Annotated in this window: 15 protein-coding genes and 1 pseudogene; 9 read left to right on the forward strand and 7 right to left on the reverse strand. The window is 41.9% G+C overall.

The window, feature by feature from the left end:
• Positions 1-226 precede the first annotated feature (226 nt).
• Positions 227-1093, forward strand: a complete 867-nt coding sequence (gene nadC, locus VE944_RS17710; protein WP_324979510.1) for a carboxylating nicotinate-nucleotide diphosphorylase — start codon at positions 227-229, stop codon at positions 1091-1093.
• A gap of 122 nt (positions 1094-1215) precedes the next feature.
• Here the strand turns inward: nadC and VE944_RS17715 are convergent.
• From VE944_RS17715 to VE944_RS17730, 4 genes and pseudogenes are all read right to left on the reverse strand, one after another.
• Positions 1216-2186 (reverse strand): annotated as a pseudogene (locus VE944_RS17715) (sensor histidine kinase); the annotation flags it as partial.
• Positions 2187-2253: 67 nt separating this feature from the next.
• The gene (locus VE944_RS17720; protein WP_324979517.1) at positions 2254-3429 is read right to left on the reverse strand and encodes a DNA double-strand break repair nuclease NurA; all 1176 of its coding nucleotides are present in this window, start codon (positions 3427-3429) and stop codon (positions 2254-2256) included.
• A 333-nt stretch (positions 3430-3762) separates the two neighbouring features.
• Positions 3763-4548, reverse strand: a complete 786-nt coding sequence (locus tag VE944_RS17725) for an HAD family hydrolase (RefSeq protein ID WP_324979520.1) — start codon at positions 4546-4548, stop codon at positions 3763-3765.
• Positions 4549-5335: 787 nt separating this feature from the next.
• Positions 5336-8176 carry a choice-of-anchor D domain-containing protein gene (locus VE944_RS17730; RefSeq protein ID WP_324979523.1) on the reverse strand — a complete coding sequence of 947 codons (2841 nt, stop codon included), beginning with the start codon at positions 8174-8176 and terminating at the stop codon, positions 5336-5338.
• A 603-nt stretch (positions 8177-8779) separates the two neighbouring features.
• Between VE944_RS17730 and VE944_RS17735 the strand changes: the two genes are divergently transcribed.
• The 4 genes from VE944_RS17735 (at position 8780) to VE944_RS17750 (ending at position 11315) form a co-directional block, all read left to right on the forward strand.
• The gene (locus tag VE944_RS17735; RefSeq protein ID WP_324979525.1) at positions 8780-8959 is read left to right on the forward strand and encodes a hypothetical protein; all 180 of its coding nucleotides are present in this window, start codon (positions 8780-8782) and stop codon (positions 8957-8959) included.
• 38 nt (positions 8960-8997) lie between these two features.
• Positions 8998-9831 carry a bifunctional hydroxymethylpyrimidine kinase/phosphomethylpyrimidine kinase gene (thiD, locus tag VE944_RS17740; RefSeq protein WP_324979528.1) on the forward strand — a complete coding sequence of 278 codons (834 nt, stop codon included), beginning with the start codon at positions 8998-9000 and terminating at the stop codon, positions 9829-9831.
• Between the two features lie 184 nt (positions 9832-10015).
• On the forward strand, positions 10016-10618 hold the full coding sequence (locus tag VE944_RS17745) for a hypothetical protein (RefSeq protein WP_324979531.1): 603 nt from the start codon (positions 10016-10018) through the stop codon (positions 10616-10618).
• 358 nt (positions 10619-10976) lie between these two features.
• Entirely contained in the window at positions 10977-11315 is a 339-nt protein-coding gene (locus VE944_RS17750; RefSeq protein ID WP_012410794.1) for a P-II family nitrogen regulator, read from the forward strand.
• 114 nt (positions 11316-11429) lie between these two features.
• Here the strand turns inward: VE944_RS17750 and rdgB are convergent, their stop codons facing one another.
• Both rdgB and VE944_RS17760 read right to left on the reverse strand, forming a co-directional pair.
• A complete protein-coding gene (rdgB, locus tag VE944_RS17755; protein ID WP_324979554.1) occupies positions 11430-12005 on the reverse strand; it encodes an RdgB/HAM1 family non-canonical purine NTP pyrophosphatase in 576 nt (191 codons plus the stop codon).
• Positions 12006-12092: 87 nt separating this feature from the next.
• On the reverse strand, positions 12093-13529 hold the full coding sequence (locus VE944_RS17760; protein ID WP_324979557.1) for a phosphoglucomutase/phosphomannomutase family protein: 1437 nt from the start codon (positions 13527-13529) through the stop codon (positions 12093-12095).
• Between the two features lie 380 nt (positions 13530-13909).
• Between VE944_RS17760 and VE944_RS17765 the strand changes: the two genes are divergently transcribed.
• The 4 genes from VE944_RS17765 to VE944_RS17780 all read left to right on the forward strand — a co-directional run bounded on the left by VE944_RS17765 (position 13910) and on the right by VE944_RS17780 (position 16858).
• A complete protein-coding gene (locus VE944_RS17765) occupies positions 13910-14635 on the forward strand; it encodes a pyridoxine 5'-phosphate synthase (RefSeq protein WP_324979560.1) in 726 nt (241 codons plus the stop codon).
• Between the two features lie 193 nt (positions 14636-14828).
• Positions 14829-15548 carry a SnoaL-like polyketide cyclase gene (locus VE944_RS17770; RefSeq protein WP_324979563.1) on the forward strand — a complete coding sequence of 240 codons (720 nt, stop codon included), beginning with the start codon at positions 14829-14831 and terminating at the stop codon, positions 15546-15548.
• Between the two features lie 66 nt (positions 15549-15614).
• Positions 15615-15944 carry an MgPME-cyclase complex family protein gene (locus tag VE944_RS17775; RefSeq protein WP_324979566.1) on the forward strand — a complete coding sequence of 110 codons (330 nt, stop codon included), beginning with the start codon at positions 15615-15617 and terminating at the stop codon, positions 15942-15944.
• 221 nt (positions 15945-16165) lie between these two features.
• Positions 16166-16858 carry a hypothetical protein gene (locus tag VE944_RS17780; protein WP_324979569.1) on the forward strand — a complete coding sequence of 231 codons (693 nt, stop codon included), beginning with the start codon at positions 16166-16168 and terminating at the stop codon, positions 16856-16858.
• 64 nt (positions 16859-16922) lie between these two features.
• Here the strand turns inward: VE944_RS17780 and VE944_RS17785 are convergent, their stop codons facing one another.
• Positions 16923-17378: a divergent PAP2 family protein gene (locus tag VE944_RS17785; protein ID WP_118170665.1), complete on the reverse strand. Its 456-nt coding sequence runs from the start codon at positions 17376-17378 to the stop codon at positions 16923-16925.
• Between the last annotated feature and the right edge of the window lie 29 nt (positions 17379-17407).

Raw genomic sequence — 17407 nt, forward strand, 5'->3', positions numbered from 1 at the left:
TCTTTTCGCTTTCAAACTATAATATTTTCAAGGTTCGGTTCACCTCAAAGCGTCGCTTTTGTTCGCTCCGCTTCAGGCACTTATTCAATATAACGAACACAACTCCTTGTGTCAACTCTTTTTCCAAAAATATTTTGGAACAACTTTTGATTATTTATCAAAGCCTTACAGAGTAAGAGTTTTAAGCTATAGTATTTCTGGAAGTTACTAAGGAAGCAATAGATTTGTGAGCAATTCTGCTATTTTGCCGCCCTGGTTGGTTTTAGATCCACTTTTGCATGGCTGGTTGTTGGAGGATATTGGCAGGGGCGATCGCACTACTAATTCGCTACTCGTACAAGATGTGACGCTCGGCTCGGCTAGATGGATTGCTAAAGCTTCTGGGATTATTGCTGGCTTACCAGTTGCTGCTAGGGTGTACCAGATTTTGAATGAAAAAGTCAGCTTTGTGGCGGTTGCAGCTGAAGGTACATGGTGTGAGCCAGGACAAGTAGTAGCTGAAATTCATGGTTCGCTGGATGCCCTACTCATGGGGGAACGAGTCGCGCTCAACTTAGCTATGCGGTTGAGTGGGATTGCTACGCTGACTAATATATATGTAGAGAGAATTGCTGATTTACCTGCTCAGTTGGTGGATACGCGTAAAACTACACCAGGGCTGAGACTGTTGGAAAAGTATGCGACTGCTTTGGGTGGGGGGATTAATCACCGCATGGGGTTGGATGATGCGGTAATGATTAAGGATAATCACATTGCTGCGGCTGGGGGAATTGGAGAAGCTGTTACCCGTATTCGTTCTCAGATTCCTTACCCCTTGACTATAGAGGTAGAGACGGAAAGTTTAGAGCAGGTGAAAGAAGCTTTGCAGTACAAAGTTGACATTATCATGTTGGACAATATGCCTTTGGATATGATGCGTGACGCAGTGCAGTTGATTCGCCAGCAGGATAGCCGGGTAAAAATTGAAGCTTCTGGAAATGTAACTTTGGAAACTATTTGCAGTGTAGCAGAAACGGGTGTTGACTATATTTCTAGCAGTGCGCCGATTACTCAGTCGAAGTGGTTGGATTTGAGTATGAGGATTGTACTTTAAAATAAATAATCTGAATAATCCAACTGCAAAATCGGTGTAATGTTACATTTCAGCAGGATCAAAGTCTAAAAAAATGCAAGTAAAACCGCCAGACTTTTTCTGTCGGGCTTATTAAAGCCTATTTAAATTGGAATTTCAATCCAGAATTCTGTGCCTTTTCCTGGTTCTGATAGACAAGTTAAAATTCCACCATGTTAATTTGGTAGCTAATTGACAGTCCTAGCCCTGTTCCCTTACCCACCTGTTTTATGGTGAAAAAAGGATCAAATAAGCGTTTTTTAACGTCTTCCTCCATCCCTAATCCATTGTCAGCAATTCGGATTACAACAAATTTACTATCTAAAATTTTAGTCCGAATTATAATTTGCGGTTTATAAGTTATTTTTAAATTGACCATTGACTCTTCTAAAGCATCGATCGCATTAGTCAAAACATTCATTAATACTTGATTAATCTGCCCAGGGAAGCAATCAACTAAGGGCAATTTACCATATTTTTTAACAATGCATATATCCAGCCCAATGCCATTATTTTTCCAGCGATGATGCAAAATTAATAGTGTATTTTCAATTCCTTCATGAATGTCAACTAGTTTTTTATCTGCTTCATCATGACGAGAGAAATTCCGCAATCCTAAAACAATTTCACGGATACGATTAGTACCCATATTCATTGAAGACAAGAGTTTAGAAAGGTCATCGCTAATAAATCCTAAATCAATTTTTTCAGCAAAATCTTGAATTTCTGTCTGGGGGTTGGGATAGTATTGCTGATAAAGGTGCAATAAAGTTAACATCTCTTGAAAGTATTCGTTAGCATAGGTTAAGTTGCCATGAATAAAGTTAACTGGATTGTTGATTTCATGGGCAACTCCAGCTACTAACTGTCCCAAGCTAGACATTTTTTCATTCTGGAGCAGTTGAGATTGAGTTTGCTGCAATTTATGCAAGGTTTCAGTGAGTTTTTCGGTTTGAGTTTGAGCAGCTAAAGTAGCAGAGCGACTTTGGGTATAAAGTTGTGCATGATCGATGGCGATCGCTAGTTGATCGCAAACAGCTTGTAGCAGGCTCATTTCACTATTAGTCCAAATGTGATCGCCATTTTCAAGACCCGTATATTTAAAGGCTAACTGGATGTTAAATAGATTACTCTGGAGGTTCCTAAGCAATACTGCCGCGCTTTCTGGCTTCTTTGTAGGAAGTTCCTACATTTTTTAGACCAGCTTTAATCATTTGTTGTTCGAGGAGGGCAAAGAAACGTGTTCTATCGCCACCTTTTACCACTGCTTGATTATGGGCTTCTGCGATCGCTACTGGGTAACCATATCCTTTTTGCACTTGTGCTAGCATTAGCCCCAATGCTTGGTCTAGTATGGTTACATTCTCTGCTACCCATGCTGGGACTTCGATTCGGGCGATTTCGGTGCCAACGTGGACATAGCAAAAGTAAATGGTTTGGTCTCCGTAGAGTTCAAGAATGGGGGAATTACTGCGCCACAGGGTACTGCGTTGTCCTGGTTTGAGTCGGGTCGCCCAAACAGAAGTATCTCGCAACTGTTCAAAAATTTTACAAGCTACTTTTTCTAGCTGATTTGGGCAATAGGTTTTACAATCTGGTACTGGATGAGGACAAGCTAACAACCGTAAAAAGTTCATTGTCTCAATGCTGCGAGAGGCACTAAGATAGCCCATGAGGGGAATTTGAGCATCACGCATTTGCTGCCAAGCTTCCAGGATGGGGGGTAAAATACGATCGCGTGCATCCATCGGTAATTGTTCTAAAAACCAGTAAATTAATGAACCATCTACCATCGCCAATGCTGGTGCTTCCCCTTTCGCTGCACATGCAAGTTCTGCCAATACCGTTGTTTCTGAAGCAGTGCGACGAAAACTCATCCATTCTTCGGTTCTAATTCCCCACTGCCGAGACATATATAAATCTTCTGGGCGGTAAAAAACCTCTGGCAAACTATCTAGTAACGGATGGCGATTTTGACCGTAATGTAAGACTACTCTACCGATATTTAAAAGATAACAGTAAGCAATTTCGTGATGGTTAGGGGCAATTTGGGAGCCATCGGTAGCGATGACAGTATGAATTTTTGGAGGAACTGGGATATCAATGCAGGTTTCTAACGGCTCAATTGGGGTAGCATTAGCAAAGAGAATGCGATCGCGCCATTTTTCCTGGCGATCAATTAAATCTTGTTGAGACTCATAAGCATTTTTTAGATGTTGTTGCGCCAATTCTAAACGCTGACGACTGGCAACAGCTTCTAAAGTAAGATGCTGACTTAAACCCTGCATTTGTCGCGCCAGTTTTGTAAGGTCAAGCATAAAAGTAAGTGCTGAGTGAGAAGTGAATAGTTATGAGTTATTATTTCACCTAAATTGAAAAACGTAAGCTTCTGGTTTCTAATCTTTGCTATCTATCCCACTTCTTTACCATTTCGCCTCGTAATAAATTCCGAAACTAATAATTAAAACTTTTTCAGACGACTAAATAAATCATTTCAGTCCACTTGAGTGGACTTGGGTTATTAGCCAGGAACTTAAGTTCCTGGCGGGATATCGGGAAACGCAAGAATTTGACTATTACAGAAATCTAGACAATGACAAGCCCTTTTAGGGTAAAGGTATCAAGAGATTATTGCAACGTATTTCATCTATTTAAAGCCAAGTAGGAAAATCTTTAGAAAAGTGAGACAGTGATAACAGATGAATTCGCGAATCATTTTGGGCGGCTTCTCGTTCTGCTTGGGTATTATAACCCCAATCTGCGAGTAAGAGCTTTACCTCTGCAAGGTCTGCTTGTTGTTGGACTAACTGCAAAGTCTTGAGTCTATCTTCTACAAACCAGAGACTAACTGCCTTATTTTCTGCTTCCTGCTTTAAATTTCGTAAAATTTCATATTTAGGAAGCTTGACTTCTTTGCCAATAATTGATTTTGCTGGTAAATTCACTCCTTCTTGTTGTAACAATTGTTGGACAAAACGCCCTTCTTTAGTTGTCACAATGTATAGATCAACTCCACTGGCAAGAGTTAATTTGATTTTTTCTATTACACCTGGATAAAATCTATGTAGACTTAGCCAACCATCTAAATCTGTGGTAATCCATTTATCTCGTTGCTTATCTAGTTTTGCGCCAATTTCTTTTGCTTGCAGCTTGTCGTTTAACAAAAGTTTTGGGGCGATGCTTGCCCATTCATAAAGAATTTTATCATCAAGAATTCCATCTACCAAGGCTTTGATTAAAACGGGCATTTCCCAACCTGTTTCAATTACAGGTCGTAGGCGATAGAATCTTAAAGCCAAATCATCTGGTGGTGTGTCGTTAGCAAAAGACCAAATTTCACAGTAGGTACGCCATGCTACCTCAAAATATTCAATTAGTCCGTCGCATATGACTCCATCAAAGTCTAGGGCTAAAATTGTGGGACTACTTGCTGTCATTGTTTTGAGGATGAAACTGCTGTTGCCAGCTTAACTGAACTAGCAATGATTTGTTGTATCACAACTGTAGGCAGGAAAAATAGTCTGGATGATTACAGGCGATCGCTTTAGTACTTCCAAGCGAGTAACTTTTCATCGTAATCATGACTCCAAACCGCCTCGACCTTTTGCTTCTCAATAATACCCAAACGGGTACTTGGCTTTAATAATCTGAAATGTCATGATTTTAGTGTGAATGTCCTCAATGTAACTCTACTAACATATCAGAGGGGATTACCGGACTCGTAAGAAAGCAGGGGAAGTCCTTTCTTTCATGTTTAATGATTACCTTGCTATATACCTCACTTGACGGCCCATCATCCTACCTCAACGAGCTTGAGGATAAGCATGACCTTGTTTGAAACTCCTCCAAATGTGTCAAGTTGTCAATTGGTGGCAAAATTCGCGCGATTAGTGATTTTCTAGAGTTTGCTGGAGTGTTGCCAGCGTCCTCATTAAGTAATAGTCGTTAAAAGACTTTTGTCTGGAACTCATACTTGCAAGGGGACTCAATGAAAGAGAAAACTTAATGAGTGATAATTAAAATCCCTGTACCTAAAGGCCAGGGAGAATTTCAAGAGACTAATGCCAGTTTTTGAACGCAACCCATTATAAGGATAGGGTGTAGGGAAGCCTAGCAAAGAATTTAGTTGCTCAATATTAAATCTTCTTTGTCTAGTTATTCCTCTACACCTGCTCCGTTGGCGTAGCCTAAGAAGAGAAGAGACTTGGTTATCAAAAGAGACAACTAAATAGTGATAAAAGCGGAAGGTTGAGCCAAAAGTATACTTGCAGTGACATTATCCAACTTCGCCAACACTTGATTGTCAGAACTATCCATAATGAAGGTTTGACTTCCTTGTTGTTGTATCAACAATTGACCGAACTCAAGACCTCCTGACAAGGCAATTCTATCCTTACCTATTTCAAAGGCAGTAATGGAGTCTGTGCCGTCACCAGAAGCAAACACAAAAGTGTCAGCGCCATAACCCCCTGTAAGTACATCTTTGCCACTGCCTCCATAAAGCCAGTCATCGCCTGCGCCCCCCAATAGTTGGTCATCACCCATACCACCAAATAGCGTATCGTTACCATTATCACCTGAAAGTCTGTCATTGCCGCTATCGCCATACAGCCGATCATTACCATCATTGCCCCAGAGAGTATCGTTTCCGTCGCCTCCGAAAAGTTGGTCATTTCCTACATTACCTACAATGTTGTCGTTACCGCCAAACCCATAAATCTTGTTAGCTGGGGCATGGCCTTTTAAGTACTCAGAATTTTCAGTGCCATTGAGAAGATAAATTTCGCTAGCAAGAGGGGGTTTAACTGTGCCAGTGATAGCAAAGTTAAAGAGGCTTTCGTCACTATCGTTGGTGGTCAAACTGAGGCTGCCACTATAGGTTCCAGGTGTAGGTATATTCGTATTGAGTGCCACGGTTATACTTCTTGAATCGTTGGCAGCCACACTATATGGAGAAGCTCCTACCAAACTAAAGCCGCTAGGAAGTTTGAGATTACTGAGGTTGAGCGTAGCTGTACCGATGTTCTTGATGATGAAAGTTTTGGTTACGGTACTACCGAAAGTGACGTTGCCAAAGTCGATGGCAGTGGTGCTGCCATCTGGAATGTTAACTGTGCCATTGAGAACTTGAATTTCAGGGGTAGGAGCGGGCTTTACTTTACCGCTAATGGCAAAGTCAAAGGGGCTTTCGTTAGGATCGTTGTTGATCAAATTGAATCTACCAGAATATGTTCCAGGTGTTTTCGTATCGAGTGCCACCCTTATATCCGTCCAATTATTGATAGCCAAGGTAGCTGGAAGAGTTCCTACCAAACTAAAGCCGTCGGGGAGTTCGAGATTACTCAGATTGAGTGCAGCTTTACCCGTGTTTTTAATGGTGAAAGTTTTAGTTACGTAGCTGCCAAAAGCAGCTTCACCAAAGTCAATAGCATTAGTATTGCCATCTACAATGTCAACTGTGCCATTGAAAAGTTGAATTTCGGGAGCGTTCACTTTACCACTAATAGCAAAGTCAAAGGGGCTTTCGTTAACATCGTTGTTGGTTAAACTGAAGTTGCCAGTGTAGGTTGCGCCAATAGTCGTATTTAGTGCCACTGTTATATTCGCTGAAGTCTTGGCAGCCAAAGTAGCTGGAAGAGTTCCTACCAAACTAAAGCCGTTGGGGAGTTTGAGGTTACTCAGGTTGAGTGCAGCTATACCTATGTTCTTAATAGTAAAAGTTTTAGTTACAGTGCTACCAACAACGACCTCACCAAAGTTAATGGCAGTAGTGCTGTTATCTGCAATATCAACTGTGCCATTGAGAACTTCAATTTCGGGGGTAGGAGTGTTATCGGTAGGGGCTTCGTATGCACCAATATCAGTTAATACACTGCCGTTGCCATCGCCATCTAGGGGAACAATCTTAGTGATGCTATTGAAGGTGCTGGAACCAGCATCAATAGCAGGACTTCCAGGTTTGAGCCTAAAGTCACGATTCGCTGCATTAACAAACAACGGGTCTTTGTTTAAAACGTTTCCTGAACCTGTGCCTTTAAAAAGTCCATTGTAAGCAAGGTTATTATCAAATGAAACATTAGTAGAACTAACAACAGAAGTCGCAGACTCTCCGTTGCTTGCATACATAATATTGTTCTGGACTCGAACATTTTTAGCACTGTTAAGGAAAATTTCTCCGTCTGAGATTTCTTGTGAGTTCTGGTAAGTTGTATTATTCACAATGTCTACAGGGTTTTCTCCTTTGAAAATCTGAATACCTGCGCCACCATTGTTATAAATTAAGTTCTTACTGATTAAGGCTTTGCCGGTGTAAGCAACATTTCCAATAGAAGAAGTGTCAAGCATTATTCCATGACCCTCTGTTACTCTTCCGGCATTAATCCAAGGAACTAATTGTTTATTATCAAAGACCGTGTTATCTTTAATAATTACTTTGTAATCTGTTACGTTTTCATCGGAATTCCAAAGGTGAAGCATTGTAATTCCTTGGGTTCCAAAAGGTGAGTACCAACCATTTCCAGAAACCACATTGTTTTTTACTGTAATGTAGTCTACTTCTGCTGTTGCAATCCCGCCTCCTGGAAATTTAGAAATGTTGTTATTGCTAATTGTGATGTGATGTGAACGTTGTTTTTCTACGCCATCAATATATGTAACGTTAATACCATTCCCAGATGTTGCTGGGTTGTTCAAATTATCTTTATGCTCTAACGCATATTCTAATGTAGTATCATCTCGTGCTCCTACGAGCTTCAGTCCATTAATGACTATATAAGAAGAGCCTGTAATTGAGACAGCATTCCAATTTTTCTCGTGTGCTTCTAGAACAGGTGTGTGTCCAGGATAAGCAGTAAATGTGATCGGCGCACTAGCGGTACCGTGCTTATCTGAAATACTCAGGATATTAGGGTAAATATTTGTATAAGTACCATTCATGACGTAGACGGTATCACCTGCCTTCACCAAGTCCCCGGCTTTTTGGAGGGTGCGAAATGCAGATCCTTCTTTCAAACCATCATTTTTATCACTGCCTGTTCCAGAAACGTAGTATGTGTTGCCAGCCATGAGATTAACTCCGAATATTTGTAAGGTGAATTGGTACTAAGTTCTCAGCAAGAAACTATGTTGCTAAGTAATTATTTGAATGGGTAATTTATTTGGACTTTTCAAGACAGTCGCAGTTGTGTGATGGCGTACCCGCCCTTTCCGGTGGCGCAACTTGAAATCGCGTTTTTTGTAGAAAAACAGTTATAAAACTGAAAATTTTTATCTTATTAACCGTTGATGGTTAAAGTAGGGATGTCGATACCGTCAATCGTCAGTGTTTTATTGAGGGTAATCGGACAATTTGCACGCAGACAAGGCAGCGCAAAGCTAAAGACGTTTTCTATCATCTCTGCGTTTTATTGAGTGGTCAAAGTTGAAACTTTAGTAGGTTTACCCCTTAACTTAAAGGGAACTAATGTAACAACTTGGTTGAACTTGTTGTAAGCGGTGTAACTGAGCCTCGTGAACTCATGTATTAAAACTAACCTTTACATAGCAGATGGAAATCAGTAAATATTCTGAATATAGTTATTTTTTTTACAATAAAGTCAAAATTTTTATGGAGATGTCGTGCTGGAGTCCTGTTAATTTTCAGAGTGATATGGGAGCGGAGAGCGATTTGTGCAAGGTTTTGATGAAATTTCTCTAAAAATTTTTGAAGAAGCGATGCCTTCTTTACTAAACGCCCTGCTACCCCTAACAGCACTTTTAAGTCAAGTTATCGTAAATTTTTGCGGTTGCGATCGCAAAGGAGGCTGGAAAGAAGAAGGTTTTGGTCTAGTTCATCAATCTTTGAGATAGTTTGGTTTGATGGTGCCAACTTACTTAATCTTCATAATATGAACACTCAAATAAACTTTAGAATACCTGTTGCTTTGACTATTGCTGGTTCAGATAGCGGTGGCGGTGCAGGAATTCAAGCTGATTTACGTACCTTTGCTTTTCACTGTGTCCACGGTACTAGCGCCATAACCTGCATCACGGCACAAAACACCTTAGGAGTCAAAAGGGTTGATGCCATGCCAACAGAGGCTGTTGTGGCGCAAATTCAGGCAGTAGTTGAGGATATTGGCGTACAAGCTGCCAAAACGGGAATGTTGCTTAATCAGGAAATTATCTTTGCTGTTGCCCAGCAGGTAGAAGCTTTACAAATCAATAATTTAGTAGTTGATCCGGTAATGGTTTCACGTACAGGGGCACAATTGATTGATGATGATGCTGTAAAGACTCTATGCCATGCCCTGATTCCCAAGGCGGTTGTGATCACGCCGAATCGCTACGAAGCCCAGATTTTAAGCGGTTTACAAATTAATACCTTGGAGGATATGCAAGCTGCTGCTGAAATTATTCACAAGACTTTACGGACGAAGGCTGTTTTAGTCAAGGGCGGAGGTATGCAGGGAGACTTACGTGGTGTTGATATCTGGTTTGATGGGGACAAGTTGGAACTTTTGACTTGCCAGCAGGTAGAGACAAATAATACCCACGGTACTGGTTGTACACTATCGGCTGCGATCGCTGCTAATCTGGCCAAAGGACAAGACTTGTGGCAGGCAGTACAAGAGGCAAAGAAGTATGTGACTACTGCACTCACTTACGCCCTAGATATTGGCGAAGGGCAAGGCCCTGTAGGACATTTCTTCCCATTGTTAGGACTGGGGACTGGGGACTAGGGATTGGGGACTAGGGAAAAGTTTTCTTAGTACCAATCCCCAATACCTAATTCTCGATTCCCAATACTAAATCTTTGCTCTTTCAGCATTTTTCTATTATTCTTGGGCATAGTTTCAGGGCTGACTATCTTTGTTAGCATCTCTGTACGACCTACTTACTTTGATTTTTAATACCAAGTCCCCGATGCGAACAACCATAGGTTCAGTTCACAGGAATTCGCCAACACCGGCTACTCAAGCTTCTCCTCCCTCTGTACCACTTTCTGTATATAGGGAATTGTCAACAGAGTTGCAAGCAACACAGGCGAAGCTAGATGCACTTACCACCAAAAATCAGCAATTAGTACAAGAAAATCAACTATTACGCCAAGAAATTACCAAAGTTGTTGAGTCTTTTTCTCATTTACAAAAGTTTGTGGATTCCCATACTGCGCCTGATTATCACCAATTTCCCCAAGCTTCTAATGACAAAAATGCTGCTAAAGTGCCAGTAACACAAGCGCGTCCACCTCAGCAGGTTTCTCGTTCGCATCCACCCGTTACTCCCAAAACACCACCCAAAAAAAGCCGCCAAGACTTTTCTACACCTGTAATGGAAATGAATTTTCCGATACCACAACCAGTTTATATAGAAGAGCAACAAGTAAGTTATTATCCCACTACTGAGCCAGATGCTAAGGAACTCAATGGCTGGTGGCTAATTATCACCATATTGTTAATCATGCTTACTGCCTTTAGTGCTGGATATTTCATTGTGCGTCCCTTGTTTGAACATCAGAAACGTTAGTTGACACTCCCACAGTCAGCAGCACCAAGCTTGCAAGCTACCGAGCAATTTCTCTGCAATCATTCTCTAAAATATCTGAGCATATCTGCTAAATGGCGTAATTTATTTATTTTTAGGTTATGAAAGCTACATAAAATGCTAAATTGACAGCAACTTGTTTATGTTACAACCTTAAAGATTATCTAATTAATAAATCCTTGCCGCTTTTCATGTCCCAAACCCTTAAGCAAAGCATCTACACTTTAAAAAAGTGACAATTATTACATATATTTTAGGAAAAGCACTGCTAGTTACAGCTTCAGACAAAGGATCTGGTTAGATATATAAACGAAGCTAGTAGAAGTCAGGAGTCAAAAAGATGAAAAAAGTAGAAGCTATTATCCGCCCATTCAAGCTAGATGAGGTAAAAATTGCCTTGGTTAACGCTGGTATTGTCGGCATGACTGTTTCTGAAGTCCGGGGATTCGGACGCCAGAAAGGCCAAACTGAACGGTATCGCGGTTCTGAGTACACCGTTGAGTTTCTACAGAAACTCAAAGTGGAAATCGTCGTTGATGACAATCAAGTTGATATGGTGGTGGACAAAATTATTGCTGCTGCCCGCACTGGTGAAATCGGCGATGGTAAAATTTTCATCTCGCCTGTTGAGCAAGTGATTCGGATTCGCACCGGCGAAAAGAACACAGAAGCAGTTTAAAAAAGTTATGAGTAGAGACGCGATTAATCGCGTCTGTACAGGAGTTATGATTTGTGAGTCAAGACTAAATTAAGTGATGATTTAGTAAAATTCATAAATCTAAACTCCTAATTCCTAACTCTTAATTTTCTCTAGCTGTGGAAGTAAAGCTGTAAAAGCCTTGCCTCTATGGCTAATTGACCCTTTTAGATCCCGTGTCATCTCAGCAAAGGTCAATTGCAACTCTTGTACATAAAAAATTGGATCATAGCCGAAACCACCATCACCACGCGGTGCATGGAGAATTTCGCCGCGACAAATACCTTCGGATTCTAATACGATCGCACCATTAGGACGAGCGATCGCTACTGCACAAACAAATTGAGCTTGTCGATTTACCTCGTTTTCTAATTCCCTCAATAGCCTAGCAATGCGTTCTGAGTCGGTTTTGGCGTAACGTGCAGAATATACCCCTGGTACGCCATTTAGAGCATCTACTTGCAAGCCCGAATCATCAGCAATTGCCCAATTTTCTGTCGCTTTAGCAATTTGTGATGCTTTTAGACAAGCGTTGGCGGCAAAGGTTTCGCCCGTTTCTTCGATTTCCAATTCTTCAGGTTTAAGGGTTAATTCCCAACCAGAATTTTCCAGATAAGCTTGCATTTCCCGCAACTTACCTGGATTTCCTGTAGCTACTACAAGTAATGTCATGAATTACAAATTATTAGTTAGGAGTTAGGAGTGATGAGTTATGAGTTAATTAATTCCTAACTCTTAACTCTCAACTCCTCACTAATTTTACTCTGCCCAGTGTTTCGCCCAAGCAAGAGTTTGATGCACTTGCTCAATTGTCGGGGCTTCGCAGTAGAGGCGTAAAACTGGTTCAGTACCGCTAAACCGAATCATTAACCAGCTTTTATCAGCGAGGCGATACTTGTAGCCGTCAATCGTCTGGCAATCAATTACTGCTAACCCAGCAATTTCTGTTAAGGGTTGGGTTTGCAGTTGTTGCAAAAGACGCGATCGCACTTCCATACTTGCTAAGGGTAAATCAATGCGATCGTAAGCTGAAATAAACCCTGTTTGTTTCTGCAAGTAGCGGTAATACTCACCTAAATCCAAACCAGATTCTACAATCGCCTCTAAAACGTATAATGCTGAGAGCAGTGCATCGCGTTCGGGTATGTGGCTGCCATAGCCAATTCCTCCCGACTCTTCACCGCCCAGCAAAACTTTTGCTGCTAACATTCTGTCAGCGATGTATTTATAACCAACTGCTGTCTCAAATACCGACAGGTTATGTAGTGCTGCCACCAAGGGCATTAAGTCGGAACCACTAACAGTTTTGACTATTTCACCCTTACAGCCGCGCCGCAAGGTTAAATGGTCGATTAATATCGGAATTAAAACTTGGGAACTTAGGAAGTTGGCTTCCCCGTCTACAGCCGCAATGCGATCGCAATCCCCATCAAATACCAACCCCACAGTTAAACCTGATTTATCTCTTTCTCGGTGAGTTTTGATGACTTCAAATAACTTTGAAAGGTATTTCGGCAAGGGTTCCGGCGCACCTCCACCAAATAAGGGATCGCGTTCTGAGTTGATTTCTTTGACTTGATTGCCTAATAGTCTCGCCAATCCGCCAGCCGCCGCGCCATGCATAACATCGGCAAATAATGTCAATTTTCCAGAGGCGATCGCTTCTCGAATTTTGACAATATCAACTTTACCTTCTAATGCTTGAGTATAACTGGGCCAAGGATCAAATTTCTCTTGCTTGCCTGGAGTAGCTGCTAATGGTACTCCAACTGACAACTGCGCTTCGATCTCTTTTGTGACTTCTTCCGGCACCGAACCACCAAAACAACCCTTAACTTTTAACCCCAAATATTTACCAGGATTATGGCTAGCTGTAATGACTAGCGCCCCTAAAGCATTGAGTTGTTTTGCTGCCCAACTATAAGCTGGGGTTGGGGCAAAGTTTTCGCTCAGTAGCACATCAAATCCGACAGAGGTGACAGTATCAGCAACAGCACGAGCAAAATCTTCGGCCATGAATCGGCGATCGTAACCGACAATTATTGTCCGGCTACCCACCGTAGAAAAATATGTATTATATAATACTTTTGCGGCAACTGGCGCGACCAGGGCTAGGCGTTCAAAGGTGAACTCGTCACCAATAATGCCCCGCCAGCCGTCTGTACCAAACTTGATTGAGTTAGCTACAACTGGCATCTAAGTATCCTAAGTATCCTAAGTATCTACTTGAGGATTCTAGCATTTATACAGTGGACAAAGTAAAAAAAGAATCTAGTAATAATATGTACTAATAATGTTTAACAGTAAATTGGGCAAATTTGTGCATTCTAGAAGTGCGATCGTCCCAGAATTATACTGTTGCAGACATTGTTTCAAGTCGTGTTTAAGTCCTATTAGAACTCCATTAATGGGTCTTTGATACTTTGCCAACGCAGAGCATAACTTTACTCCTGTGCCTTCTGCTTTTAGTCTTCGCTTTGACCAAATAATGAATTATGTTGACTACTTCGCTATGCAAGACCAGTATTTCCGGTAAAATCAAATTCTGAGGACTGTGGATTTGGGGGAAATTTGGGGTGCCTACACTTGGCGTTAACATTGACCATATCGCCACTATCCGGCAAGCACGGCGGACAGTGGAACCTGACCCCGTGGCGGCGGCGGTGCTGGCAGAATTAGGGGGTGCAGATGGGATTACGGTGCATCTGCGGGAAGATCGGCGGCATATCCAAGATAGGGATGTGCGTATATTGCGAGAAACAGTGCGATCGCATCTTAATTTAGAAATGGCCGCTACAGATGAAATGCTAGCGATCGCTCTCGATATCAAACCAGATTATGTAACTTTAGTCCCCGAAAAGCGCGAAGAAGTCACAACAGAAGGCGGATTAGATATTACCCTCCAAATTGCTAGAATAGGTGAGATAGTCGATAAATTGCAAAATGCTAACATTCCAGTTAGTTTATTTATCGATGCTGACATAGCACAAATTGAAGCATCTGTCAAGGTGCAGGCGCGATTTATAGAATTGCACACCGGACAATATGCTGAGGCTAAAGATGAAACCAATCGCCAGCGAGAATTAGCCATATTAGCTAAGGGGTGTGAACAAGCAATTCAAGCTGGATTGCGAGTCAACGCTGGTCATGGACTCACCTATTGGAACGTCTATCCGGTAGCTGCGCTTCCAGGTATAGAAGAACTGAACATTGGTCATACCATCATCAGTCGGGCAGCATTAGTAGGCATGGAAAGGGCAGTCCATGAGATGAAACAAGCTATAAGAGGGATTAGAGAGTAGGGAATAGGGAATAGGGAATAGGGCATTGGGAATAGGGAATTGGGCATTGGGAATTAGTTATTTTTTCTTGCCTCCCCTGCCTCCCCTGCCTCCCCTGCCTCCCCTGCTCCCCACTCCCCACTCCCATATCTTAAAAGAGGGTTGTCTACTGCGAAATCTAGAAATTGAGAGCAAACCTTCAGCAAAAACTTCTATGAGCGCAACACAGTCTAACAACCTGCCGCTTTGGGTACAGGATAGAGATAAGGTGATAGCAGAAAGCACTGATGTAGAGTGGCGTTATCAGACACCGCCTGATTATTCCCGTTCCAAAGAGAATCTCGCTCAAGAAAGTACCTATAATCACCTTGAAGGTACACTGGAAGCGATCGTGCAAAACTTGGTGCGAACCTTCGAGATGGAGGTATCCTTTAAAGCTAACCCGCAAGAGTGGTTATCTATTGTAAATGACAAGTTTCGTGTAAGTACCAATGGCGGAGTAGAGTACACAGCAGCAGATGTATCAGCCCAAGGTACTTACAATTTATTTATGGCTGATTCAGAACACTACAAGGCTTCAGAAGAAAGCTTTGAATCATCCGCAAAAGTCTTCCACACAACATTTCCCCAAGGATTTCCTTGGGAAGTGCTGGAAGTTTTCTCAGGGCCACCAAACGTCACATTTAAGTGGCGCCATTGGGGACATTTTAAAGGAGAATACAAAGGCCATGCACCTACTGGAGAGACAGTAGAAATTATCGGCATGAGCATTGCAAAAGTTACCGATGACTTAAAGGTTATTTCCTTGGAACATTACTTCGACAATAATTTGTTCTTGGAAAAGCTAACATCTGGTGGCAAACAGATAAATGCCCAAAAGCAGGGAAGTGCTTGTCCGTTCAGTTCTTGGTTCAAGAAATCCCACAAGAGTTAGTTTTTAGGGGTACAGAGTGCAGCACTGTGCCCTTAAATTATTCACGTAGCAACCATAAGGATGAAAATGCAAACATATTATTACGTTTTAGCCAGTAAAAAATTTCTTCTCGAAGAAGAACCGACACACGAAGTTCTCAAAGAACGTACCCGCCACTACCACGAACAAGAAAAACAAATAGATTTTTGGTTGGTTCAGCAACCAGCTTTTTTGGAGACACCGCAGTTTTCAGAGCTAAAGGCAAAGTGTCCTCAACCAGCAGTAGCAATTATTTCTACTAATCCCCAATTTATTACTTGGTTAAAACTGCGTTTAGAATACGTCAGTACTGGTGAATTCCAGGCTCCTTCTGAGACAATACCAGATGCATTGGCATCGTTGGCTGCCGTCTCTTAGGCATGAGGCATGGGGAAGAGGCAGAAAGGCAGGGAGCAGGGGGAAAAGGAGAAAATTTCTCCCTTGCCCCCTATTCCCCACTCCCCACTCCCTAGTTTTCTTTTTGAGTAAAAAAATATATTTTTTGACACTCATTTTATCCCCATACTGAAGTAACTGGGTTTTCAGCTTTTTTCTTATAAAATCTTCTAAGACACCTTGATTTACATAATCTAACTTTTGTGCATAGATTTCAGATTTTACCAAGTGTTTTAGGATTAGCGATGTCTACGATGAGCTTCGCTTACGTAGGGTTGATTGGTAGCATGAGTTCTGTCTTTGCCCAACAAACCGTCCCCCTTTGTCAACCACCAAATGCGGGTGAGTATCTTTTACTGGTAGTCAGTCCCACAGCAGATAATCAAAAGCAGTTGCGTAGTGCCTTACCACCAGAACTGAAGACGATTAACTGCAAATATCTCAACGAAACTGTGACCCGGATAGGGGGCTTTAATAAAATTGATGATGCCAATCGATGGGCAAGGTATGTCAGCAATATTGTTGGCTTGTCTGCCATCATCACCACTAGACCAACAACGCCAGATGTGCAGCCACAGCAACAGGCACAGCTACAGCAGGCACAGCAGCTACAGCAGCCTCAGCAGACAGCTTATAATCCTCAAGCATTAGGAGAAGGTTATGCAGTGCTGGTAGATTATTACAACCGTCCAGAACTAGTAAATAGTGTGCAACAAGTAGTGGGAGGGAACGTAGGTTTTGTTTCTTATGGACAACGCCCTTACTTGTTGGCAGTTTATACGACTAACCAAACTGAAGCATACAACACCTTGCAGAAACTGAACAATGGCGGTTTTGTTGCCAGCATAGTAGATAGTCGTAAGGTAATTTTGCTGCGCTCAACTGTACGGTTGTAGTCATTAGTCATTAGTCATTAGTCACTAGTCATTCGTTAATAAACTGTAGACTGTAGACTATTGACTAATAAGCAGACCTAGCTAACCAATAGATGGTTATGCCCAAAGCCGACCCTGCTATTACTTGAACTGGTGTATGTCCAAGTAATTCCTTCAGACGGTCTTGGCTAAAGTCTGGTTTTTCATGAAATAATTCATCAATCATTTGATTGAGGATACGAGCTTGCTTACCAGCTGCTTGGCGAACTCCGGCTGCATCATACATGACGATGATGGCAAAAATCATCGCAACGGCAAAATCAGGAGATGCCCAACCGAGTGTTTGCCCTACACCTGCGGCTAGAGCTGTAACTAAAGCTGAATGGGCGCTGGGCATACCTCCGGTTGTCACTAAAACACGCACATTCAGTTTGCGATTTTTGACGATCTCGACTACGAGCTTTAGGGCTTGAGCAATTAAACAAGCTATCAGAGCAACCAGCAGCACCCGGTTGTCTAAAATGTTGCCTATGTCCTGCATGGTATTTTGGTTAGGTTAGTAAATATTAG

Origin of the sequence: Nostoc sp. (assembly GCF_035638895.1) — a bacterium.
Taxonomy (GTDB): Bacteria; Cyanobacteriota; Cyanobacteriia; order Cyanobacteriales; family Nostocaceae; genus Nostoc.